The sequence below is a fragment of the Paenarthrobacter sp. TYUT067 genome, from assembly GCF_023656375.1.
Classification (GTDB): domain Bacteria; phylum Actinomycetota; class Actinomycetes; order Actinomycetales; family Micrococcaceae; genus Arthrobacter.
Window position 1 is genome coordinate 58,724 of the sequence record NZ_JAMOIT010000016.1, and the last position, 23,197, is coordinate 81,920.

20 protein-coding genes and 1 tRNA gene are annotated in these 23,197 nt (G+C 62.4%); 12 read left to right on the plus strand and 9 right to left on the minus strand.

Annotated elements, in window-relative coordinates; genetic code table 11:
• Positions 1-1,134 (minus strand): LOG family protein, encoded by a 1,134-nt coding sequence (locus MOD31_RS15075; protein WP_250821018.1) that lies wholly within the window; start codon positions 1,132-1,134, stop codon positions 1-3.
• A 191-nt stretch (positions 1,135-1,325) separates the two neighbouring features.
• Between MOD31_RS15075 and MOD31_RS15080 the strand changes: the two genes are divergently transcribed.
• Positions 1,326-4,244 carry a chitobiase/beta-hexosaminidase C-terminal domain-containing protein gene (locus MOD31_RS15080; protein WP_250821019.1) on the plus strand — a complete coding sequence of 973 codons (2,919 nt, stop codon included), beginning with the start codon at positions 1,326-1,328 and terminating at the stop codon, positions 4,242-4,244.
• 138 nt (positions 4,245-4,382) lie between these two features.
• On the opposite strand, the gene sucD is transcribed toward MOD31_RS15080, so the two are convergent.
• The 5 genes from sucD to MOD31_RS15105 all read right to left on the minus strand — a co-directional run bounded on the left by sucD (position 4,383) and on the right by MOD31_RS15105 (position 10,915).
• Complete coding sequence (gene sucD, locus MOD31_RS15085; RefSeq protein ID WP_062070672.1) at positions 4,383-5,285, minus strand: succinate--CoA ligase subunit alpha; 903 nt, start codon at positions 5,283-5,285, stop codon at positions 4,383-4,385.
• A 12-nt stretch (positions 5,286-5,297) separates the two neighbouring features.
• Positions 5,298-6,467 (minus strand): ADP-forming succinate--CoA ligase subunit beta, encoded by a 1,170-nt coding sequence (sucC, locus tag MOD31_RS15090; RefSeq protein WP_011773779.1) that lies wholly within the window; start codon positions 6,465-6,467, stop codon positions 5,298-5,300.
• Between the two features lie 264 nt (positions 6,468-6,731).
• Positions 6,732-7,430 (minus strand): hypothetical protein, encoded by a 699-nt coding sequence (locus MOD31_RS15095; protein ID WP_142940057.1) that lies wholly within the window; start codon positions 7,428-7,430, stop codon positions 6,732-6,734.
• 14 nt (positions 7,431-7,444) lie between these two features.
• Positions 7,445-9,991, minus strand: a complete 2,547-nt coding sequence (gene pcrA / locus MOD31_RS15100; protein ID WP_142940058.1) for a DNA helicase PcrA — start codon at positions 9,989-9,991, stop codon at positions 7,445-7,447.
• A gap of 78 nt (positions 9,992-10,069) precedes the next feature.
• Positions 10,070-10,915, minus strand: a complete 846-nt coding sequence (locus MOD31_RS15105; protein ID WP_166841577.1) for an inositol monophosphatase family protein — start codon at positions 10,913-10,915, stop codon at positions 10,070-10,072.
• A gap of 33 nt (positions 10,916-10,948) precedes the next feature.
• Between MOD31_RS15105 and MOD31_RS15110 the strand changes: the two genes are divergently transcribed.
• Positions 10,949-11,575: a hypothetical protein gene (locus tag MOD31_RS15110; protein WP_166841578.1), complete on the plus strand. Its 627-nt coding sequence runs from the start codon at positions 10,949-10,951 to the stop codon at positions 11,573-11,575.
• A gap of 61 nt (positions 11,576-11,636) precedes the next feature.
• Here the strand turns inward: MOD31_RS15110 and MOD31_RS15115 are convergent, their stop codons facing one another.
• Positions 11,637-12,434, minus strand: coding sequence for a hypothetical protein (locus MOD31_RS15115; protein ID WP_250821020.1), 798 nt, complete (start codon positions 12,432-12,434; stop codon positions 11,637-11,639).
• A gap of 108 nt (positions 12,435-12,542) precedes the next feature.
• Here MOD31_RS15115 and MOD31_RS15120 point away from each other — a divergent pair.
• The 3 genes from MOD31_RS15120 to MOD31_RS15130 all read left to right on the plus strand — a co-directional run bounded on the left by MOD31_RS15120 (position 12,543) and on the right by MOD31_RS15130 (position 13,485).
• Positions 12,543-12,615: transfer RNA gene (locus MOD31_RS15120), tRNA-Arg, on the plus strand.
• A 1-nt stretch (position 12,616) separates the two neighbouring features.
• Complete coding sequence (locus MOD31_RS15125; RefSeq protein ID WP_250821021.1) at positions 12,617-13,075, plus strand: DUF6314 family protein; 459 nt, start codon at positions 12,617-12,619, stop codon at positions 13,073-13,075.
• On the plus strand, positions 13,072-13,485 hold the full coding sequence (locus MOD31_RS15130) for an NUDIX domain-containing protein (RefSeq protein WP_166841581.1): 414 nt from the start codon (positions 13,072-13,074) through the stop codon (positions 13,483-13,485). Before MOD31_RS15125 ends, MOD31_RS15130 begins: the two co-directional genes overlap by 4 nt.
• Positions 13,486-13,494: 9 nt before the next feature.
• Here MOD31_RS15130 and MOD31_RS15135 read toward each other — a convergent pair whose 3' ends face one another.
• Positions 13,495-15,408: an ABC transporter ATP-binding protein gene (locus MOD31_RS15135; RefSeq protein ID WP_166841582.1), complete on the minus strand. Its 1,914-nt coding sequence runs from the start codon at positions 15,406-15,408 to the stop codon at positions 13,495-13,497.
• 3 nt (positions 15,409-15,411) lie between these two features.
• Positions 15,412-17,073 (minus strand): ABC-F family ATP-binding cassette domain-containing protein, encoded by a 1,662-nt coding sequence (locus MOD31_RS15140; protein WP_142940065.1) that lies wholly within the window; start codon positions 17,071-17,073, stop codon positions 15,412-15,414.
• 209 nt (positions 17,074-17,282) lie between these two features.
• Between MOD31_RS15140 and MOD31_RS15145 the strand changes: the two genes are divergently transcribed.
• The 7 genes from MOD31_RS15145 to MOD31_RS15175 all read left to right on the plus strand — a co-directional run bounded on the left by MOD31_RS15145 (position 17,283) and on the right by MOD31_RS15175 (position 23,179).
• Complete coding sequence (locus tag MOD31_RS15145; RefSeq protein ID WP_166841584.1) at positions 17,283-18,005, plus strand: hypothetical protein; 723 nt, start codon at positions 17,283-17,285, stop codon at positions 18,003-18,005.
• Complete coding sequence (locus tag MOD31_RS15150) at positions 18,002-18,709, plus strand: hypothetical protein (protein ID WP_250821022.1); 708 nt, start codon at positions 18,002-18,004, stop codon at positions 18,707-18,709. Before MOD31_RS15145 ends, MOD31_RS15150 begins: the two co-directional genes overlap by 4 nt.
• A 228-nt stretch (positions 18,710-18,937) precedes the next feature.
• A complete protein-coding gene (locus MOD31_RS15155) occupies positions 18,938-19,753 on the plus strand; it encodes an amino acid ABC transporter substrate-binding protein (RefSeq protein WP_142940073.1) in 816 nt (271 codons plus the stop codon).
• Positions 19,754-20,413: an amino acid ABC transporter permease gene (locus MOD31_RS15160; RefSeq protein WP_166841587.1), complete on the plus strand. Its 660-nt coding sequence runs from the start codon at positions 19,754-19,756 to the stop codon at positions 20,411-20,413. It abuts the gene before it with no gap.
• Positions 20,400-21,206 (plus strand): amino acid ABC transporter ATP-binding protein, encoded by an 807-nt coding sequence (locus MOD31_RS15165; RefSeq protein WP_142940075.1) that lies wholly within the window; start codon positions 20,400-20,402, stop codon positions 21,204-21,206. Before MOD31_RS15160 ends, MOD31_RS15165 begins: the two co-directional genes overlap by 14 nt.
• Positions 21,207-21,272: 66 nt before the next feature.
• Entirely contained in the window at positions 21,273-22,169 is an 897-nt protein-coding gene (locus MOD31_RS15170) for a hypothetical protein (RefSeq protein ID WP_223941966.1), read from the plus strand.
• Positions 22,170-22,171: 2 nt separating this feature from the next.
• Positions 22,172-23,179 carry a hypothetical protein gene (locus tag MOD31_RS15175; RefSeq protein WP_250821023.1) on the plus strand — a complete coding sequence of 336 codons (1,008 nt, stop codon included), beginning with the start codon at positions 22,172-22,174 and terminating at the stop codon, positions 23,177-23,179.
• Positions 23,180-23,197 lie beyond the last annotated feature (18 nt).

Below are 23,197 nucleotides of genomic sequence, written 5' to 3' on the forward strand. Positions count from 1 at the left end.
CTACGGGGCAAGCACCGCCAAGGCCTCCTCCACCGTGTCCACCAGGAAGATCTTCTCCGCCATCGGTTTCCCGGCCGCGAGGCTCTGCACCATGGGCCAGGCGGGAAATGTCCGTTCCCAGTGTTCGCGTCCCACCAGCACCATGGGCGTAATGGTCTCAGGGGCTCCGTAGTAGTTCTCGCACGCGTCCTGGAAGATCTCCTGTACCGTTCCGGCCGCGCCCGGCAGGAACACAATGCCGCCGTCGCAGAGCTCCAACAGGATGGCCTCGCGGATAGCGTTGGCGAAGTACTTGGCGATGTGGGTGGAGAAAAGATTGGGCGGCTCGTGGCCGTAGAACCATGTGGGAATACCGAGCGTTGGGGTACCGTCCGGATAGCGTTCGACGACGGCGGCTGCTTGCCGCGCCCAAGCTGTCACCGAGGGCCTGAATCCCGGCACCGCAGCGAGGACCTCAAGCGCGGCGGTGAAGTCGGTGTCGGGGACTCTGCTCAAGTAAGCCCCAAGGTTGGCCGCTTCCATGGCGCCGGGGCCACCGCCCGTAGCTACTGTAAAGCCGGCTTGGGCCAGCAACCATCCCAGATGCGCGGCGTCGGCGAATTCCTTGGTCCCCCGCTGCGCCGCGTGACCGCCCATGACGCCCACCACCCTGGTGCCGGAGAGCGCGCCGTGCTCCAGCAACTCGTCCAAGGCATCGCCGATTGCGTGATCGTGCAGGGCTGCGGCGAGGGTGGCGTCCAGGCTGCCTCGTCGCCCGGGCAGGATGCTCCATTGGTAAACGCGGGCGTCCAGGGTGGACTCGTATTCCGTGGAGGAAATGTCCGCGTATAGTTCCCCGGCTGTGTAGACCCCGCTTCGGTAGGGGTTGAACGGCACATTGTGAAGCTTGGGAAAGATGAGCGCTCCCCGCCGTCGGAGGCTTTCCTCCACCCCGTCATCAAAGGTGCAGCCCAGGAAGATCGCACCTTCAGGGTCCAAAGCTTTGAGGTCCCGTGCGTGGCCTCGCAGGTCCAGCGACTGAGCGTGCCAGCCGTGCATGGACCCGGCTCCTGCACTGACCAGGTGGCTGAAGTGGGCCACACTTTCGACGTCCAGTGTGCGGGGACTCGGGTTCAAGGATCCGGAGCGATTCATGGTTTCAGCGTAGTGCTGGCATGGAAGTTTGCCGGAACCCTACCCACGGCCCATCAGCGGGAGTACAGTAGCGCTCACTGCATCGTTTTCACGCGGGGAACCCGTGGGGCGGTGAATAACTCAATCCGACATGGCGTCCTGGGGGCGTCGTAAGTTTGCCGGCTGGGGGGCCCAACATCTGCTCAAGGAGCATGGTTGTGGACCGTCCAAAATACGTTCGTCGTCATACTCGACTACCACTCGTCAGCACCCGTACCTTTGCCCGGCGAATCCTTGGATTCCTGCTGGGCCTTTCTGTTGCCCTTTCCTCCCTGGTGTTCGGACTGGCTATGCCCGCCTCGGCGGCAGTACCGCCCTGTCCGGGTACAGGCGGTGCCCACATGATCGTGGCGCACACCGACGATGACCTGATCTTCATCAGCCCGGACTTCATGCGGGACATCCAAGCCAAACGCTGCGTCCAGACCGTCTACATCACAGCGGGGGAAGCCGGTGAAGGGCAGTCCTATTGGGGTGGCCTGGAGGACGGCATCCGGTCGAGTTATGCCCTGATGGCCGGGGTAGCCAACGCCTGGACGGCTTCTGACGCCGGTGTTCCTGAGCGGCCACTGACCGTTCACACGCTCAATGCCGCCCCGAATATTTCAGTGGTTTTCCTGCGGCTTCCGGATGGCTTCCCCAATGGCAATGGCAGCAGCCGTTACAACGGCCAGAGCATCCTCAAACTGTGGGACGGCCGCATCTCCACCATCCGCCCCGTTGATGGATCTGCCACGTACACAAAAGCCCAACTCCAGAGCGTGTTGAACCGGCTCGTGGCCAACTACAAGCCCACCACGTTTCGGACCCAGGACTGGACCGGCAACTTCACCACCCCGTATGACCACAGCGACCATTGGGCTGCGGCCAAGTTCGGTCAGCTGGCCACCCGCGCCTACACGGGACCACATACTTCCTCCGCCTACGACGCGTACGTGATTGACGAGTACGCACAGAACGTCACAGGGGCCGAATTGACCAGCAAGGTCAACACTTTCAGGCGCTTCGCTGAGTTTGATGAGTACCTCTGCGGTGCCGTTTGCCCGGACACCCCTTACAGCGACTGGCTCAAGCGGCAGTACATCACGTCGATCGAGTGGACCGGAAACGCAGCAAAATCGGCGGGAACCACGGTGTCAGCGTCCTCCCAAAAGGCCTCCGCACAAAGTCCGGAGAAGGCGCGGGATGGATATGCCTGGGGCACTCCCATGGATGCCAACCGCGAGTGGGTCACTAACGGGGGCAAGGCTGGTAGCTGGATCCAGTACAACTTCTCCCCTGCCCGGACCATCAACGCAGTGACACTCTTTGACCGTCCCTTGCCCAGCGACCACGTCACCGGCGGCAATCTCACATTTTCTGACGGCACCACCGTCCCGGTTGCGGCCCTGCCCAACAACGGCTCAGGATTGACTACCAACTTTCCTGCCAGGACCGTCAGCTCCGTACGCTTCAACATCAGCTCCGTCAGCGGTACCACCACCAACGTGGGCCTGGCCGAATTCGAAGCGCATATCACCGCCGATGTTGTTGCCCCCGTGGTCACAGCCACACCGGCAGGCGGCACGTACGACGTCGGACAGAAGGTCACGCTTGCCGTGAACGAGCCGGCCACCATCTACTACACCGTGGACGGGTCCACACCCACCACGGCCAGCAGCAGATACGCCACCCCCCTCACGGTGAACGGGCCGCTGACCCTGAAGTACTTCGCTGTAGACACCGCGAACAACCCATCCGCAGTGGTCACCCAAGTCTATTCCACAGGCCCTGACGTCACCAAGCCCGTGGTCACGGCCAACCCTGCCGGCGGCGCGTACGCTCCCGGCACCACCATCACCCTCACGGTCAATGAAGCGAATTCGGTCATCAAATACACCAAAGACGGTACCGACCCCTTGGTCGCCGGCGTGGTGTACTCGGCACCGATCACCTTCGACGGCCCGGGCCCGATGACACTGAAGTACTCCGCCACGGATCCTGCCGGAAACGTCTCCGACGTCGTCACCCAGACGTACACGGTGCCGCCGGACACCACAGCCCCCGTGGTCACAGCCAACCCCACCAGCCGGGCACTGGCCAGCGGGGCAACCATCACCCTGACCGCAAATGAGCCGGGGGCTGCCATCTACTACACCACCGATGGCAGCACACCCACTGCGGTGGAATCGGCAACGAACATCAAATACTCGGCCCCGATTCTCATGGGCACCTCAACCCTGAACCTGAAGTACATCGGGGTGGACACTGCCGGTAACGCCTCAGCCGTGGGCAACCAGACGTACACCGTGCCCGCAGCCGGACCGCCGTCGGCCCATGACTTCAACGGTGACGGCAAAGCCGATGTCCTAGCCTCCGATACCGCTGGAAATCTGTACTTGTACCCCGGTGACGGTGCGGGCGGGCTATCGGGACGCCAGGTGGCCCTGGCGGCACCGGCGTGGTCCACCGTCAACGAAACCATCACCCCCGGCGACTTCAACAGGGACGGCAAGAATGACCTCCTGGCCCGCGCCGGAGACGTCGTGTGGTTCTACCCGGGCAACGGTGCCGGCAGTTTCGGAGCCCGGGTACAGGTCAGCACCGGCTGGAGCACCATGAGCCAGCTGTTCTCTCCCGGCGACTTCAGCGGCGACGGTATTCCGGACTTCATTGGGCGGCTGAGCTCCGGGGAGCTGCGGCTCTACGAAGGCAACGGAACCGGCGGCCAGCGGACTCCCACCACCATTGGATCCGGGTGGAATGTGATGAATGCAATTCTGAGCACGGGGGACTTTAATGGAGATGGAAAGGCAGATGTGCTGGCGCGCCGTTCGGACACGGGTGCACTCTGGCTCTACCCCGGAAACGGAACCCGCGGATGGCTCCAGTGGAAGCAAATCTCAACGGGTTGGGACAACCGAACATCGATAGCCGGGCCCCGCGACCTCAACGGCGATGGCAGCAATGACGTCGTAGGCCGCATCGGCGACACCCTGTGGCTGTACCCGGGCACAGGCAGTGGAGCGTTCAGCACTGTGCCGCCCATCAGCCTCGGCACCGGTTGGCAGGCCATGAAGATCATCGCCTAGCCAGCCCCCACGGACCTGGCGCGGGTCGGAGTTTTCCCCCAGACTCTTCGGCTCGCGTCAGCTACTTAGAGCACGACGACGGCCCGTCACCTTCCGTAGGGAAGGCGCCGGGCCGTCGTCGTGAGTTAGCTGTAGAACCTAGAGCGTTGCGTAAACTTCGCGCAGCAGCGTGGCGGTTTCGGACGGCGTCTTGCCGACCTTCACGCCTGCAGCTTCGAGAGCTTCCTTCTTGGCCTGTGCCGTTCCTGCAGAGCCGGAGACGATGGCGCCTGCGTGGCCCATGGTCTTGCCCTCCGGAGCGGTGAAGCCTGCAACGTAGCCAACAACCGGCTTGGTGACGTTGGCCTTGATGAAGTCGGCTGCGCGCTCTTCAGCGTCGCCACCGATTTCGCCGATCATGACGATTGCCTTGGTCTCCGGATCAGCCTCGAACGCAGCCAGGGCGTCGATGTGCGTGGTGCCGATGATGGGGTCGCCACCGATGCCGATCGCGGTGGAGAAGCCGAGGTCGCGGAGTTCGTACATCATCTGGTAGGTCAAGGTACCGGACTTGGACACCAGGCCGATGGGGCCCTTGCCCGTGATGTTCGCCGGGGTGATACCAACCAGTGCTTCGCCGGGGGTGATGATGCCGGGGCAGTTCGGTCCGATGATGCGGGTGATCTGCTTGCCGTCAGCGTCAACCTTGGACTGGGCGAGAGCCCAGAATTCGGCGGAGTCCTGAACAGGAACGCCTTCGGTGATGACAACTACCAGGCCGATGCCGGCTTCGATGGCTTCAACTACGGCGTCCTTGGTGAATGCCGGGGGTACGAAGACGATGGAGACGTCAGCGCCGGTTTCAGCGATGGCTTCCTTGACGGTGCCGAAGACGTTGATTTCCTTATCGCCGTGCAGGACCGTGGTGCCGGCCTTGCGGGCGTTGACGCCACCAACAATGTTGGTGCCGGCCTTGAGCATGAGGGCGGTGTGCTTGGTGCCCTCGCCGCCGGTGATGCCCTGAACGATGACTTTGGAGTCCTTGTTGAGGTAGATAGACATTGTCGCGTCCCTTTACTTAGCTGCGTTGGCGAGCTCGGCGGCCTTGTCGGCGCCCTCGTCCATGGTGGCGGCCAGGGTAACCAGCGGGTGGTTGGCCTCGGTCAGGATGCGGCGGCCTTCCTCAACGTTGTTGCCGTCGAGGCGAACTACCAGCGGCTTGTTCGCGGAGGAACCCAGCTCAGCCAGTGCGCCGACGATGCCCTTGGCAACGGCGTCACAGGCGGTGATGCCACCGAAGACGTTCACGAACACGCTCTTGACCTGGGAGTCGCCCAAGATGACGTCGAGGCCGTTGGCCATGACCTCGGCGGAAGCTCCACCGCCGATGTCCAGGAAGTTGGCGGGCTTGACGTTGCCGTGGTTCTCGCCGGCGTATGCAACGACGTCGAGGGTGGACATCACAAGACCGGCGCCGTTGCCGATGATGCCTACTTCGCCGTCCAGCTTGACGTAGTTGAGGTCCTGGGCCTTGGCCTTGGCCTCCAGCGGGTCAGCTGCATCCTTGTCTTCCAGGTGCGCGTGGTGCACGTGGCGGAAGTCAGCGTTCTCATCCAGGGAGACCTTGCCGTCGAGGGCAACGATCTCGCCGGCGCCGGTGCGGACCAGCGGGTTGACCTCAACCAGGGTTGCGTCTTCCTTCTTGAAGACGTCCCAGAGCTTCAGAATGACGTCGGCCACTTTGCCGCGCAGTTCTTCAGCGAAACCTGCAGCTGCGACGATCTCGTCAGCCTTGGCCTGGTCGATGCCCACTGCGGGGTCGATGGCGATCTTGGCCAGGGCCTCGGGACGCTCCACGGCAAGCTGTTCGATCTCCATGCCGCCCTCAACCGAGCACATGGCCAGGTAGTTGCGGTTGGCGCGGTCCAGGAGGACCGAGAAGTAGAACTCTTCGGCAATGTCAGCACCTTGGGCGATCATCACCTTGTTGACGGTGTGGCCCTTGATGTCCATGCCCAGGATGTTGGTGGAGTGCTCAAGTGCCTCTTCGGCAGTCTTGGCAACCTTGACGCCGCCAGCCTTGCCGCGGCCACCAACCTTAACCTGTGCCTTGACGACAGTTACGCCGCCGATCTTCTCGGCAGCTGCCTTTGCTTCTTCAGGAGTGTGCGCCACGATGCCGGCGAGCACGGGTACACCGTGCGCTTCGAACATATCGCGCGCCTGATATTCAAACAGGTCCACGGTTTAGTGTCCTTCTACGTCGAAGTAGTTTTCTGTTCAGCCGGGAACCGCGATGACCGCGATAGCCAGCTGCGGAAAGTACGCGGTAACAACCAGGATTGAAGCCGGTCACATTGCGTAAGGTCCTCTCGGAACTTTAGCCCTTTGAGGAGTCCCGCCAGCTACACACTACCTGTTAAGTGAGTAACCTTACACTTCTATCGACTGTAGAAAACCCGCAGAATGACGCGGTTTTTGGGCCGCCCGCCCACTATCCAAGAGCAGTCACGACGCAAGTTTCAGGTTTCCCGAGACCTTTTTCCCGCCGTCGGAAATCAACTGGTAGCCCTCGCGATTGACGAAGAACGCCACGCCCCCGGAGATATTTCCGCAAGCAACGCCGCCGTTGTATGCCGAACACCGCAGACCGTTGCGCTCAATGTTCTGCCCCTCCCCCAGCTCCCGGAGCTTGGAGATGGGACCTTCCCGGCTGCCCTTCGGACCGAACTCCGACTCCATTTGTGTTACGCCGGAACGACATGAGCCGTACACCGCCTTCTCCGGAGTCAGGAGCACCGTCCCGCCCAGGTATCCGAGGCCGATTCCCGCACAATCGTCAGCGACGTCGTCGGGCTCCGGTGCGGCATACTTGGCCAGTTCACAGTGGACCACGGGAACAACGGCGAACTTGTTGTTGGCAGCATCCGAGTAAGAGTTGGCCTCATACGGGAGATTGAGGTGCCCACCCCGTGAGGACGTCATGGCGCAGACAATGTTCTTGTCAGCCGTGACAAAAGCAGTGACATCCTCGCCCGCGGACAAGGTGGTCTGCTCAGTGACGGGAACCTGCTGGAGCTGTTCAAGCGGCGGCAACGGGGCCGGCGGCACATAGTCAGGATCTTTGGTGGCGAAAGAGCATCCCGCCGCCAGCACCATGATCAAGGCGGCCAGGATCGGCCCAACAGTCCGTCGCATGCCCCTCATTATGCCGTGCGATTTCACGCATCCAACTTGGTCAGGGGCGCATACCGCAAGAGAAGTCGCTTTTCGCCGACGTCGAACTTCACCTTCGCCACCGTCTTGTCCCCCGAACCCTCGATGCCCAAGACCACTCCGTTGCCGAAGCTTGTGTGGTTGACCTTGTCCCCCGCCACCACGGAAATAACTTCCTTTTGCGGCTGGACCCTGTTGCGTACGACGGCGGCCGGGACGTCGGCGTCGAACCCTGCGGTTGGGCTGGCGGCAGCACCGCGGGATGTGCCCGCACCCCAGAACGAACCACCGTAGCGGTTGGACCCGATGGGGGCGCTCCCCCAGCCACCTGCGGCCTGGCGACTCATTCCTTCGCGCTTCCACTCCACAAGTTCGGAGGGAATCTCTTCCAGGAACTGGCTGGCGGGGTTGTACTGGCTCTGGCCCCACATGCTGCGAACCTCAGAGCGCGTGACATAAAGGCGCTTGCGGGCACGGGTCAGGCCCACGTAGGCCAGGCGGCGTTCCTCCGCTAGCTCCTTGGGGTCCGTTGCCGAGCGCTGATGCGGGAAGATACCGTGCTCCATGCCGGTGAGGAAGACCACCGGGAACTCCAGGCCCTTGGCTGTGTGCAGGGTCATGAGCGTGACAACGCCCATCCTCTTGGCCTCAGCCACCGCGGCATCAATGTCCGCACCAGGGGCATCGGGGATCTGGTCGGCGTCTGCCACCAAGGAGACCTGCTCCAGGAACTCGCCGAGGGACCCGTCCGGATTATCGCGCTCGTACTCCCGGACCACGGCCACCAGTTCGGCAAGGTTCTCCACGCGGGATTCGTCCTGGGGGTCGTTGCTGGCGCGCAGGCCCGCCAGGTAACCGGTCTGTTCAAGGACGGCTTCGAGGGCAGCAGCGGCGCCGGAGCCGGACGCCACCTCGGCGAGGTCATCCAGCAGCTTCACGAAGCCCAGGACGGCGTTGACCGAGCGGGTTGCCATTCCGGGAGCTTGGTCGGCGCGACGTGCAGCGGCCATGAATGACGTGCGTTCCCGCTCCGCCAAAGCGGCAACTGCACCCTCGGCGCGATCACCGATCCCGCGCTTGGGTTCGTTCAATACGCGGCGGAGGTTGACGTCGTCGTCCGGGTTCACCAGGACGCGCAAGTACGCCAGGGCATCCTTGATTTCCTTGCGCTCATAGAAGCGCGTACCGCCCACCACTTTGTAGGGCAAGCCCACCCGGACCAGCACATCCTCAATGGAGCGTGACTGCGCGTTGGTGCGGTAGAAGATGGCGACGTCGCCGGGACGCAAGCCGTCCTCGTCCTGCAGGCGGTCGATTTCCTTGGCAATGAACTGGGCTTCGTCGTGTTCGTTCTCCCCCACGTAGCCAACGATTTTCTCGCCGTCGCCCTCCGCTGTCCACAAACGCTTTTCCTGGCGGTTCGGGTTACGGGAAATCACCGAGTTGGCGGCGCTGAGGATGTTCTGTGTGGAGCGGTAATTCTGCTCAAGTTTGATGGTGCGGGCGTTCGGATAGTCGGCCTCGAACTCCACGATGTTGCGGATGTCCGCGCCGCGGAAGGCATAAATGGACTGATCGGAATCGCCCACCACAGTCAGTTCGCTGGGCGCAACGTCCGTATCCGTTCCCAAACCCACGATTTCCCTGACCAGTGCGTACTGGGCGTGGTTGGTGTCCTGGTACTCGTCAACCAACACGTGCCGGAAACGGCGCCGGTAGGATTCCGCGAGCGCCGGGAAGGCCCTGAACATGTACACGGTTTCGGCGATGAGGTCATCGAAGTCCATGGCGTTGGCTTGCCGGAGACGCTGCGTGTAGCCCTTGAAGACCTCTGCAACGGCGCTTTCAAAGGGGTCGTTATGGTTTGCCGAGGACACGTAGGAGTCGGCATCGATGAGCTCGTTCTTGAGCGCGGAAATCTTGTGTTGGATGGCCTTTGGAGCAAACTTCTTGGGATCGAGGTCCAGGTTCTTGGCCACCAGGGTGATCAGGCGCAATGAATCAGCGGAGTCGTAAATGGAGAAGTTGGAATTCAGGCCCACGTTGGCCGCTTCCCGGCGCAGGATACGTACGCAGGACGAGTGGAAGGTGGAGATCCACATGCCCTTGGCCCGGGGTCCCACCAGGGCTTCGATGCGTTCCCGCATTTCGGCCGCCGCTTTGTTAGTGAAGGTGATGGCCAGGATTTCGCCGTGATGGGCACGCTTGGTGGCAATGAGGTAGGCGATCCTGTTACTGAGCACACGGGTCTTGCCGGAGCCCGCGCCTGCAACGATCAGCAGGGGGCTTCCGGCGTGTTTCACAGCTTCTTCCTGCTGTGGATTCAGTCCCTGGAGCAGGGCATCGGCAGTGGGTAAGCCGTGGGTTCCGTGGTGGTCCCACCCTCCCGGTGCACCCTGGCCCGGAAGGTCTTTTGACTCGCCGGCGCCTTCCTGAAGGCGGGGCCCGGAGGAGCCACCGCCGGAGGGGGAAAGCTCCGGGGCAGCCTTGAGTGCGGCTTTGGTGCCTGCTTTGAAGGGTCCGTCTGCGTAGGGGTCAAACAACATATCCATGGTGCCTACCAGTCTAGGCGGTGCCTCTGACACTCTACGTCGCGCCAGATCCGGTGTGCTGGTGCCCTCCGAAACGCCCTACGCAAATTGGGGAACAGAGGTGAGGGCAGCGCTCAACTCACGGACCGCCGTCGGGCCTCCTGCCACGAACCAGTTCAGTCCGTTGACCTGCACGACGGCGGTGTCCCCGCCGGCCGCGCGGACGATCGCTTTGCCGGGAAGCCAGTCCCATTCCGGGCAACTGTGCTGGAACCAGCAACCGAGCTCCCCGTCAGCAACCCTGCCGAGGTCGCAGGAACCTGAGCCGAACATGCGCAGTGATGCCGCGGAAACTGCAGCCGCGTGCCACGGCATTGCTGCGCGGGGGTCCGCCAGCCAAGTGGGATGGATGTAGGTGGCGGCGGAGATTTGGCTCACGGGGAGGTCACCGAAGCCGGAAATCGGCTCGTCGTTCAGCGTGGAAGGGCGATCCGGGCCGCCAAGCCAGAGCTTGTCCAGTTCGGGCTGATAGATGGCCCCCAGCAGCACCTCGGGATCGGCAACCGGGTGACCGCCGTGGTCTGCATCATCGCGCTTAAGGGCGATGGCCGAGCACCAGTACGTGGAGCCGTGCAGGAAATTGTAGGTGCCGTCCACGGGGTCGATCACCCAGGTCCGGCCGCTCGTGCCGGCAACGGAGGCCCCCTCCTCGCCCAGAATGCCATCCTGGGGACGGCAGCGCCGCAACTGTTCCAGGACGTAAGCCTCAGCTGCGTGATCGGCCGCAGTTACGACGTCGGACACTGAGGTCTTGCGTTCACCCTGTAGCCCGCCCATCCGCATGAGCAGCGCCAGCTGGCCTGCTTCGCGAACCAGGGCGCTGGCCAGTTGGTAGTCATCCAGTGATGGATCGAGTTCAGTTGCTGTGTGCCTGCCAGTGGTCATGGATCCAGCTTATGTGGCGGGATAATGAATGACATGGCCAAGACACCCGCCCAGCGCATCAAGAAGCACGGAGCAAAGGCAGTGGTCCCCGACCACTCGCTGCCTCCCGTGATCAACAACACCACGCAGCGCACCCCGCAAAAGGCGCAGAGCAACTCCAAGCTCATTGTGATCGCGGGCGTGGTGGCCAGCCTGTTCCTGTTCTGGTACCTGCACCTGCTCACCTTGAACCAGATGACGCAGCTCTCCGGCGGCCTGGCCATGCCTGATTCGCTGATCGGTGGATTCTCGCAGGACTACATCGTCCAGCTCCGGGAGGCCATGGACGAGTCAGCCCGAGGCCAGCTCAACTACGTCCACAAGACCGCCGGCACTCTGTTTCCGCTGATCTTCGGCTTCAGCTGGCTCCTGTTGATTGGCACCAATGTGGCGCGAAAGTCATGGCGTTGGGCCCTGTGGGCTGCCCCCCTGCTGTTCGCGGTGGCTCACCTGTGGTCCAACGTGGCCATCGACTCGGTGCTCGCTGCCGAAGCGCCCGACGCCGGTTCGGTGGCGTTGGCGTCAGCAGTCACGGTTGCGTCCTGGGTACTGTTCCTTCTCAGCCTGGTGTGCGGCGTGGTAGCCGTGTTCCTTGGACGAAAGAGTGCGAAGCCCGCCTGACCACTCGTCCGCGGCGGCGCACCCGTTTCCGCCCGGAGCACCAGGCCCCAGCCAACAAACCTCAGTGCGCACCCGCCCCTGCCCGCGCCAATTTCCGTTCCGTGTGCGTACGCTGGGCAATCACCAGGCCCGCAGCTGCCAGGCCAATGGTCACCGGGTAGCCCATGAACCGCTCCAGCAATCCCGGCTGCGGCACGTCCATCCCCGTGATTGCGCCGATCACGAGTGCCCCAATGCACGTCAGCCCGCACGCAGCGAGGAACCAACTGATCGGGGTTTGCCGGAACCACAGGACTCCCAACAGCAGGAGGGCAAAGCCGCCGGCGATGAAGTACATCAAAGCGCCCGCGAAATGCCAGGGAGAGCCCAAGTCCTCCGGAACCAGACCCACAATTACCGTTCCTACCCCCGCAACAGCGGTGAGAATCCGGATAGCAACGGCCAAGATCCAGGGCACGGTCAGGACGCGTGCAGGAAGGGAACCCTCCGAAACAGCCCGGAATCGCCGGGCTTGCACGACGGGCCGCGCAGCCACGCTCAAGAGCCCGGCTGTCAGGAACAGCGAGCCAAGGACCAACGCCAAGCCCTGAACCATGAACGAGGCATTCATCAGCAGATGCAGCGGCGAGCACACAGCCCTGTCCTCATAAATGCCGCAAGAGACTGCCCCGAGGTCGCTGATGAATCCCGTGGCCCTGCTGTACGGCTCCGGGCCTGCCCAGGCATCGATCACAGCGGCTTCAGCCACGAAGTACTGGACCACACTCAGTTGCGCCCACCCTCCGATGTTCGCCCTGATGCTGCGGGTATTCGGACGGAAGGATCCAGCTGTTGCCGGTGCAGTGACGTGCCCTTTCATGAACGTCAGCCTAGCGGTGTTCGGGCAGCGCCCCGGCAGCTTGTATGCTTGTAGTCGTGTCCGGGCCCTTGAGCTCCAGCAGTGGGATTCAGAGTCATGGACGCACAGGCCCTCGTAGCTCAGTGGATAGAGCACGGCTCTCCTAAAGCCGGTGTCGTTGGTTCGATTCCAATCGAGGGCACTTGAACCACCAGCAGCCCACCCAGGACTTGCAGGCCTACCTGGCCGGCAGCTGGCGCGTGGAGCGGACCCTCCTGGACCGGACGTCCGGCACCAACGGAACCTTTTCCGGCGTCGTGCGCTACTTGAAGAACCCCGACGGCGGCCTGGACTACCGCGAAGACGGAACCATGCACTGGCCTACTCATTCAGGCCCGGCATTCCGTGAGTATCTCCTGAAACCCGGAGCCAGCCTGGATTCGATGGACGTGTTCTTCCCCGACGGCCGCCCGTTCCATGTGATGAGTTTCGCCGAAGAAGGCAACCAGGACAAGCACTGGTGCGACCCCGACGATTACCGTGTTAATTACTTCCGTGAGGGCCCGGACTCGTTCAGTTTCACGTGGGATGTCCGCGGGCCAGCCAAGGATCTGTTGCTTGAATCGCACTTGGTCCGGATCTACGCCGGGAGGCAACCATGAGTGGAACCGGCACGGACCTGATCATTGTGAGCGCGGTGTGCGTTTACAACCAGGAAGGTCATTTGTTGACCGTCCGCAAGCGTGGCACGGACAAGTTCATGCATCCCGGCGGCAAACCCGAGCCAGGGGAAACCGCTGCTGAGGCTGCCTCCCGGGAGCTCTTGGAGGAAGTCGGCATCGAGGTTCCGCCGGGCGTCCTCGAGCCGCTCGGGGTGTGGTTGGCGGAGGCAGCCAACGAGGCCGCGACCAATATCGAGGCAACGGTCTTCACGGCCCCCGGAACGTGGGACGCGCATCCTTCAGCGGAAATCGCGGAGATCCGCTGGCTGGACCTGGACGCGCCGCTGCCCACCGACCTGGCACCGCTGCTAACGGACCACGTCATCCCGCTGCTGACCCCGCCCACGTAGGGGCAGCGTTTACAGCTCCGGGACCGCTTCCTGCGCCACAGCGGTGGCCTCAGCGAACTGGGTTTGGTAGAGCTCCGCGTAGCGTCCATCCGCAGCAAGCAGCTCAGTGTGCGTGCCACGCTCCACGATCCTGCCGTCCTCAACCACCAGGATGGCGTCTGCGGCACGGATGGTGGACAAGCGGTGCGCAATCACGACGGCGGTGCGCCCCTCGAGTGCCTCGCCCAAGGCCGCTTGGACGGCGGCTTCATTGGTGGAGTCCAAGGCTGCCGTGGCTTCGTCGAGGATCACAACACGGGGCTGCTTGATGAGCAACCGTGCAATGGTGAGCCGTTGGCGTTCACCACCGGAGAGACGGTAGCCGCGCTCCCCCACCACTGTTTCCAAGCCATCGGGCAGAGACCGGATCATGGGCTCCAGGCGTGCCCGCCGGAGCACATCCCACATGTCGTCCTCGGTGGCATCCGGCCGGGCGAGGCGCAGGTTGGAGGCGATGGTTTCGTGGAAGAGGTGGCCGTCCTGGGTGACCATGCCCATGGTGTCGCGCAGGGAGTCGAAACTGAGGTCGCGAATGTCCACGCCTGTTCCAGGTGCCTGCCCCCCGAGGCGCACGGCGCCGGAGTCGACGTCATACAGGCGCGAGAGCAGCTGCGCCACCGTGGACTTGCCGGCACCTGAGGAACCCACCAAGGCAACAGTCTGGCCAGGTTCAACCCTGAAACTGACCCCATGCAGGACTTCCTCCCCGCCCCGGGTATCCAAGGTGGCCACGTCCTCAAGGGAAGCCAGCGACACCTTTTCGGCCGAGGGATAGGAGAAACGGACGTCGTCGAATTCCACGGCAACGGGGCCTGCGGGCACGGAAACAGCGTCCGGTTTCTGGGTGATCAGCGGCTTTAGGTCCAGAATTTCGAACACCCGCTCGAAGCTGACCAAAGCACTCATGATTTCCACGCGGGCGTTGGAGAGCGCCGTCAGCGGAGCGTAGAGCCTTGTCAGAAGAAGTGCGAGCACCACAACATCGCCGGGTGCGAGCTGCCCACCGATTGCCAGCCAACCGCCCAAACCGTAGACCAAGGCGAGCGCCAGGGCAGAGACCAGCGTCAGGGCCGTCACGAAGGTGAACTGCAGCATGGCAGTCCGGACGCCAATATCCCGGACCCTGCCGGCACGCTCGGCGAACTCCCGGGATTCTTCATCCGGGCGGCCGAACAACTTCACCAACGTGGCTCCCGGGGCGGAGAACCGCTCCGTCATCTGGGTTCCCATGGCGGCGTTGTGCGCGGCAGCTTCGCGGCGGAGGTCCGCCAGTTTGGAGCCCATCCGCCTTGCTGGGATCAGGAAGATCGGCAGCAGCACCATGGCCAGCACAGTCACAAGCCAGGACGTGTTCAGCATGACCACCAGCGTGAGGACCAGGGCCACCACATTGCTGACCACACCTGACAAGGTGCCGGCGAAGGCGGACTGCGCCCCGATGACGTCGTTGTTCAAGCGGCTGACCAAGGCACCGGTTCGGGTTCGGGTGAAGAACGCGATGGGCATGCGCTGCACGTGATCGAACACGCGCGTGCGGAGGTCCACAATGACGCCCTCGCCGATGATCGAGGACAACCACCGGGTCACCAGGCCCACACCGGCCTCGCCCACCGCAACGATCGCAATGAGGACGGCCAACCAGATCACCGTTCCAACGCCTGCGTTGGCAATGATGGAATCGACCACCTGACCGGCAAGCACAGGAGTGGCCACAGCGAGGAAAGCACCGGCAATCGAGGCGATCACAAAGGCGATGAGTTTGCCCTTATGCGGCGCAGCGAAAGCCATGACCCGTTTCAGGGTTTCCTTGGAGAACGGCTTGGAACCGCTCTTGGCAGTGGTGATGTTGTACAGCGAGCTCCAGGCCACGCGGTCCATGCTCATGGGTTACTTCTCCTGGCTTGGGGTGTGATGAAGCTCTTGCACTTGGCCGTTTTCCAGGTGCCAGCGCGAATCGAGCCGCACGTTTTCCAATAAACGGCGATCATGGGTGACCAGCAGGAGTGCGCCCTCGTAGCTTTCCAGTGCCTCCTCCAATTGCTCAATGGCCGGAAGATCCAAATGGTTGGTGGGCTCGTCCAGCACCAGCAGGTTCACGCCGCGGGCCTGCAGCAACGCAAGCGCAGCACGGGTTCGCTCCCCGGGGGACAGTGAATCCACGGTCCGGGATGTGTGGTCGGCTTTGAGGCCGAATTTGGCCAACAGGGTGCGGACATCTGCACTGTTCCAGTCCACCAGCACAGCTTCAACGGCATCGCCAAGGTGCCGCCCGCCGTCGAGCAGTCCGCGCGCCTGGTCGATTTCGCCAATGGCCACGGAGGCACCCATGGAGGCCTCGCCGTCGTCCGGTTCCTGGGTCCCCAGCAGCAGGCGCAACAGCGTTGACTTGCCGGCACCGTTCGGTCCGGTGATGCCGATCCGCTCGCCGCCGTTGAGTTGCAGGTTCACCGGACCCAGGGTGAAGTCGCCTTGGCGCGCGATGACGTTGCGCAAAGTGGCGACGACGGCACTTGAGCGGGGTGCCTGGCCGATGCTGAACTGCAGCTGCCACTCTTTGCGAGGTTCTTCCACCTCGGTGAGCCGGGCGATGCGGGACTCCATCTGGCGGACTTTCTGTGCCTGTTTCTCGGACGATTCACTGCTCGCTGCGCGCCGGATCTTGTCATTGTCCGGGTTCTTCTTCATCGCGTTCCGGACGCCTTGGGAGCTCCACTCGCGCTGGGTGCGTGCCCGGGAGACGAGGTCGGCCTTGGTGTTGGCGAACTCTTCGTACCGTTCCCGGGCGTGGCGCTTGGCCACGGCGCGTTCTTCGAGGAACGCTTCATAACCGCCGTCGTAGACGGCTACGGAGTTCTGGGCGAGGTCCAGCTCCACCACGGTGGTGACGCAGCGGGCCAGGAATTCGCGGTCGTGCGACACCAAGATGACACCACCCCGCAGGCCTTGGACGAAGGCCTCCAGCCGGGCGAGTCCGTCAAGGTCGAGGTCGTTGGTGGGTTCGTCCAAAAGGACGACGTCGAAGCGGCTAAGCAGCAGAGCGGCCAAAGCCACGCGTGCAGCCTGCCCGCCGGAAAGCCCCGTCATCAGGGCATCGGCGCCGAGGTCCAGGCCGAGGTCCGCCAGCACGGCCGGGATCCGGTCCTCCAGGTCGGCAGCACCGGAAGCCATCCACCGATCGAAGGCCAACGAGTACGCGTCGTCAGCTCCGGGAGCTCCCGAGCCAAGGGCTTCGGCCGTGGATTCCATCTCGGTTGTCGCCTGGGCACAGCCGGTTCGCCTGGCAATGTAGGCGGCGATTGTTTCGCCGCCGGTGCGCTCATGTTCCTGCGGCAACCAGCCCACAAAAGCATCCGAGGGCGCAAGGCTGACGGTCCCAGCCTGCGGCTGGTCCACTCCTGCCAGGATGCGAAGCAGCGTGGATTTACCAGCACCATTAGCTCCCACCACGCCCACAACATCGCCCGGCGCAACGGTCAGGGAGAGGTCCGCGAAAAGCGTGCGGTGGCCATGACCACCGGCAAGATCCTTGGCCACCAAAGTTGCAGTCATTGTCTATCCTCCAGCAAGGGAACGCAGAAATTCAGGCCGCGATTCCCGCGGGCATGGAAAAACCCGCTGGTCCGGACTTGGGGGGTGTACGGACCAGCGGGTTCAATCATCAAGCATAATTCAATGTGGCGTCGGCGTAAAATCGTTTCGTACTCCCACTTAGGTCTCATCGTGCCTTTGCCTTCGCGGCCCATCCAGGAAAGTTCTCCATGCCCTTACAGTCCAAGGCGTTCCAGCGCTGGCTTCATGGTGTTGCACCCGATGCCAGCACCGCTGACGTCTGCAGGATCGCGGGCATCAAGCGGACAACGTTGGCCCAACAGCTGGTCCGCGGCAAGGTTGCCGAATCCACCTTGGTGAGTATCAGCCGCGGCTTCAACATCAATCCGGTACAGGCCCTGTCCACTTTTGACCTTTACGCCGATCTTCGGGGCGATCCCATTCCCCCCACGCCCTGCGAGCTCGTCAGCCAGGTGGCCACTATCGACCTGCTGCGAGCAGTAGTTGACCGCAGCGAACCCGGCTCCGCCCCCGCCCCGCGCCTCTCGGAACCACCCCACCCCACCTCCGTGCGGAACTGGGTGGACGCGATCGACGACGGCGAGTTGCGGCACAGGGTCAGCGACACCACTGGGATTGCGCCGCAGAACTTCTCCGCCCACCTGACCGCCAACAGGCTCCCGCCCGAGTTGGCGATCGCCACCTCACGCGCCGCCGGGGTGGGACCTGCGGGCGGGCTGGTGGCTGGTGGGCTGATTACGGAGGCCGAAGCCGGATGGCCGCCCAATTCCCGGCAGGAAGCGCTGGATAAGTTGTCACAGGGCAGACTGGTGACGTTGGCCGGCGAACGTCTTTTGGCGCTCGGCAAAACACTGCGCCGGCAGGAACAAGACCAGGAACGAACTGAACGAATTTGGGAGAACCTCGGATGACGGCTGTCCTGCCCTGGGTCACGCTGGTGGTGTGCCTGGCGATAACCCTGGCCCGGGTTCCCAGCGCGTTACGGGGTGAAAACCGCGAGGTTTTCTACATTTTTGCACTGATCTCTTTGAGCATCTTCATCAGCATCGAGGCCCCCTACCTGGTCATTGACGGGTGGTTGGGCGGGATGAACATCTGCAATCTTGTCCTCCGTTTCCTGCTGTACGGAACCTTCTACTTCATGGGCATCAAGATCGCCACGGCTTTCGGCTCACCCGCTGCCGTGAAAGCGATTCGAGGACCCCTCGGCATCACCGCCGCCATCCTTATAGGTGTTTTGACCATCTACTTCTTCCTCATCACGGATACAGAGGGATCATCGGCCGGTATGAGCGCCCTGCGCTGGGGGCCCTCATTGGAGGCTTACGCCTTCATGGGACGTCTCTACCCCGGCTTTGTTGCCGCCTGCCTGGTCCCCGCCATCTGGCGCACCGTAGTCAGCACAGCCCCAGTCCTGCTGCGGATCGCCTCTTCGGTGCTGCTGCTCGGCCTGTCGCTGCTCCTGCTGTCCCAGCTGTTCCCCCTGATCCCGTTTTCCGAGGCGTGGTTGCGGGTTCTTATCAACTACTCAGCGGCCACTTTCACGGCCATTGGGCTTGCCGGTATTTGGGTCTCCAAGGCATTCGCCCGCCGGAAGACGCGACTTTCGGCGTAAGACTTTCACAAAACCATTAGATCGTGGCACAATCATGAATGTGTGAACGCGGCTTGCAGCCTGACACCGGAATCAGAGAACGGGTTTCCGGTGGATGTGGCGCCCACGTGATCACAATTGGGGGGATGAGTGGTGGCGGGCTGTTGGGGACCGCCCCCACTCAGCCTTTTTAACGCGCTTTTGCACGCCGCCGCCACCCCTGCCCCGGGCGGTGACTAAGATGGCTCCATGAACAGCCTTCGTACCCGCCGCTCTGTCCTCGCAGCAACCGTGGCCGCGGCCGCCCTTGCACTTTCCGCGTGCGGCGGAGGGTCCGCGCCCGCCCAGTCCGGTGGCGATACGTCCCTTTCCGACGTCAAATCCAAGGGCGAACTCGTGATCGCCACCGAAGGTACGTACCGTCCCTTCAGCTTCCACGCTGACGGCGCTGGCGAGCTCACAGGTTTTGATGTGGAGATCGCCCAGGCGGTGGCCGGGAAACTCGGGGTGAAGGCCACCTTCCAGGAGACCCAGTTTGACGGCATCTTTGCAGGTTTGGAGTCAAAGCGCTTTGACACCATCGCCAACCAGATCTCCATCAATGACGAGCGCAAGGCCAAGTACGATTTCTCCACCCCGTACACCATCTCCACCGGTGTTGTGGTGACGAAGTCGGACAACAACAGCATCAACAGCTTTGCGGACCTCAAGGGCAAGACCACCGCGCAGTCACTGACCAGCAACTTCTACAAAATGGCCGTTGAAGCCGGTGCCAACGTCCAGGCAGTGGAAGGCTGGGCACAGTCCGCCACGCTGGTGCAGCAGGGACGCGTGGATGCCACTGTGAACGACAAGCTCACCTACTTGGACTACGCCAAGAACACGCCCGACTCCGGCCTGAAGGTGGCGGCAGAGGCCCCGGAGAAGACCGAGAGCGCCATGGTGTTCCGCAAGGGCTCCACGGAGCTCACTGCAGCTGTGGACAAGGCACTGGCCGATCTCCAGGCTGATGGCACGCTGGCTAAGATCTCGGAGAAGTACTTCGGCGCGGACGTCACCAAATAGATGAACTGGGACCTCATCTGGAGTTCCTTCGGTCCGCTGATTACCGGCGCGGTCACGGGGACCATTCCCCTCACGTTGGCCTCCTTTGCCATCGGCCTCGTCCTCGCACTGGTGGTTGCCCTGCTTCGGTTGAGCCCCAACATCGTCCTGTCGGGCATCGGCCGTTTCTACGTCTCGGTCATCCGCGGCACCCCGTTGCTGGTGCAACTCTTTGTGATCTTCTACGGGCTCCCCAGCATCGGAGTGAAGCTTGACCCTTGGCCCAGCGCCATCATCGCCTTCTCACTGAACGTGGGCGGGTACGCCGCGGAGATCATCCGTGCGGCCATCCTGTCAGTCCCGAAGGGCCAGTGGGAAGCCGGCCACACCATTGGCATGTCCCGGCCGCAGGCACTGGTGCGGATCATCCTTCCCCAAGCGGCACGGGTGTCCGTTCCACCGTTGTCCAACACCTTCATTTCACTGGTGAAGGACACCTCCCTCGCCTCACTCATCCTGGTCACCGAACTGTTCCGCAACGCCCAGCAAATCGCTGCGTTCAGCCAGGAGTTCATGGCCCTTTACCTCCAGGCTGCCCTGGTTTACTGGGTCATTTGCCTGGTCCTTTCCACGGCCCAATCCGCGGTGGAAAAGAGATTGGACCGCTATGTCGCCCACTAACGAATCCCTACAGCAGCCGCCCGTCGCCTCAGTCCTGAAGGCGCGGAGCCTGGCCAAGGCCTTCGGAAGCAACGTCGTTTTGCGAGACATCGACATCGACATCCGGCGCGGTCAGGTGGTGGCATTGATCGGGCCATCGGGCTCGGGCAAGACCACGGTCCTGCGTTCCCTCAACGGCTTGGAAATTCCCGACGCCGGAACGGTCACCTTTGGAAGCGGCGATGCCTCAGCAGAGCTCGCCATAGACTTCGGCGCCAAGGTCGGGAAGAAAGAGGTGGCTGCCCTCCGGGACCGCAGTGCCATGGTCTTCCAGCATTACAACCTGTTCCCTCACATGACCGTGCTGAAGAACATCATTGAAGGCCCCGTCCAGGTACAAAAACGGCCGCGCGCTGAGGCCATTGCCGACGCCGAACGCCTTCTGGAGCGCGTTGGCCTGGCCGATAAACGCGACGCCTACCCCTTTGAACTCTCCGGCGGCCAGCAGCAGCGCGTGGGGATCGTCCGGGCGTTGGCCCTCAAGCCCCAGCTGCTCCTCTTCGATGAGCCCACCTCGGCGCTGGACCCCGAGCTCGTGGGGGACGTGCTGGGCGTCATCAAAGAACTCGCCGAAGAGGGCTGGACCATGGTGATCGTTACCCATGAGTTGGCCTTTGCCCAGCATGTGGCGGATGAGGTAATTTTCATGGACGGCGGCGTCGTGGTGGAACGCGGGCCGGCAGCTGAGGTGTTGCGGGAACCGCGGCAGGAGCGGACCAAGCTCTTCGTGAAGCGGCTCCAGCACGACGTCTAGGTTGTTAGCCAGGATTTGTCAGGTTTCGCAGGATCCAAGCAGTTCGCAAATATGGGGGATAAATCCTTGGAAGAGACAGCCAGCGCGCCCGGCAGGGGTAGCTCCAAACGCACGGCAATCATTGCTGTTCTCCTCGTCGCGGCGTTGGTGGCCGTCGGGATTGGCACGTGGTTTGCCCTTTCCCGTCCGGCCGGAACAGACCGCGCAGACGTGCTCCGTTTGGACAAGCACCGCGTCATTGTGGACAACTCCATGAATCTGTACGATCCCCTCGTCCAACAGTTCTCCGGACGGTACTCGAACGCCATCTCCGAAAAAGCAGGACAGCCTGAAGAGGAGAAAGTCCTCAGCCTGGACCGTGAACGGATAGTACGCGAGTCCGCGGCAAACCGTGACCGGCTGGAGCAAATGTCAGAATCGCCGGCCCTGAAGGATCAAGAAGTCGCCGAATCCTTCAACCGCTTCAAGGATCAGTACACTGCGGTGATCGCGTACAACGATCAATTGCTGATCAACACTGCCAACATTTACCGGTCTGTAGGCGGTCCCTGCGCGGCCCTGCATTCATCACTGAACGTGGCCAGCGAGTCCTACTCCGAGGACTATGTCAAGAGTGCAGATGAGTGCCTGGCAGCCCTTGGCACAGCCAAGGACGGCGCCGACGCCGAGACTACTACCCTGCTCACGGAGGTGGAGTCCGTCATCCGTGGACAGCGGGACAAGCAACAGGAAGTGCTCAACAGCAAGGACCCCTTGGAGCGCCTCGCCAAGAGCACCGTTGCCGCCGTTGCACTATTGGATATCAATGAGGCATTCGGCAAGGCGCAGGCAACTTATGAAACTGCCAGCAAAGACAAATACACAAAAATCATTGAAAATGCCAACAGCTCAAACACCGAATTGGAAGGCGTCCTTAAGAAGAGCCTTGAGCAATTCGATGCCGCGTCCGGTGAGGGGAAATAGCCATGACCATTGAGCCTGTTCGCAAGAAGCGCCACCCGGTCCTGATTGCCCTCACCCTCGCCGTCGTGCTGGCCTTGATTGCCTCGGCTGTGGTGATTTCCGTGAGCACCATGACCGCTCAGCAGCGCAGGGAAAGCCTGGTCCTCCTCAAGGATGAGCGCCTGACGGCACTCGATGAGGCCAGAGGCAAGATCCAGCCCGCCGTGAACACCTACCTGGCCGCGTACAAGAAGGCCCGCAATGCCCCCGCGTCACGTGAGGAAGCTGAGAAAGGCTCCGCCAAGGAACGGGACGACTTCCAGCAGGCCATCAACTCCGCCCGCACGGCCTTGAACGAAGTGCAGACCAGCGACACCGCCGGCGCAGAAGACAAAACGGTCTCCGGCGCAGTAGCTATGCTGGGCGATTCCTACCAGGCCTACCTCGACTCCATGGAAGGACTGGTGGAGTCCTACCCTCTGTTCGAAGGCCTCTTCAGGCAGGACGCCGGGTGCAGCGGACTCTTTGTGGGCTCCAAAGCAGCCAACCTCCGGGAACGCCAAACACTCCTGGCACAGGCAGCAGTCCAGTGCCGCGAAGCCGTAAACCAACTCAAACAATCGAAGAACGTGTCCTACGTAGAGTTTGCCCGCACACTGGACAACCAGATTGCCCAGTTGGAAACACATGCTGAAACAACGGCAAAGTCCGAGGAGAACTACAACGAATTTGTCCGGCTCAAGGACGAGTACGTCAAGAAGATCGATGACGCCACCGCCCGGAATGCCCCCGACGCGGAATACCGTACGATTGCCGACGAACTCAAAGCCCTCAACACCCGGATAAAAAACAACAGGTCAGAGTTCGACTTTGCAGCCAAGCGCTACGTCAACGGTGTGAGGGACATGCCCACTTTGGTTGAAGATGTGTTCACAAAAGACGTCGCAGACCAGATCAAACACCACGACGCCGTGATCCCCATCCGGGTGCAAGTGCTCAAAGATGCCCTCGACGCGGAACTGGCGGAGTAACCCAACAAACGCAGTAAC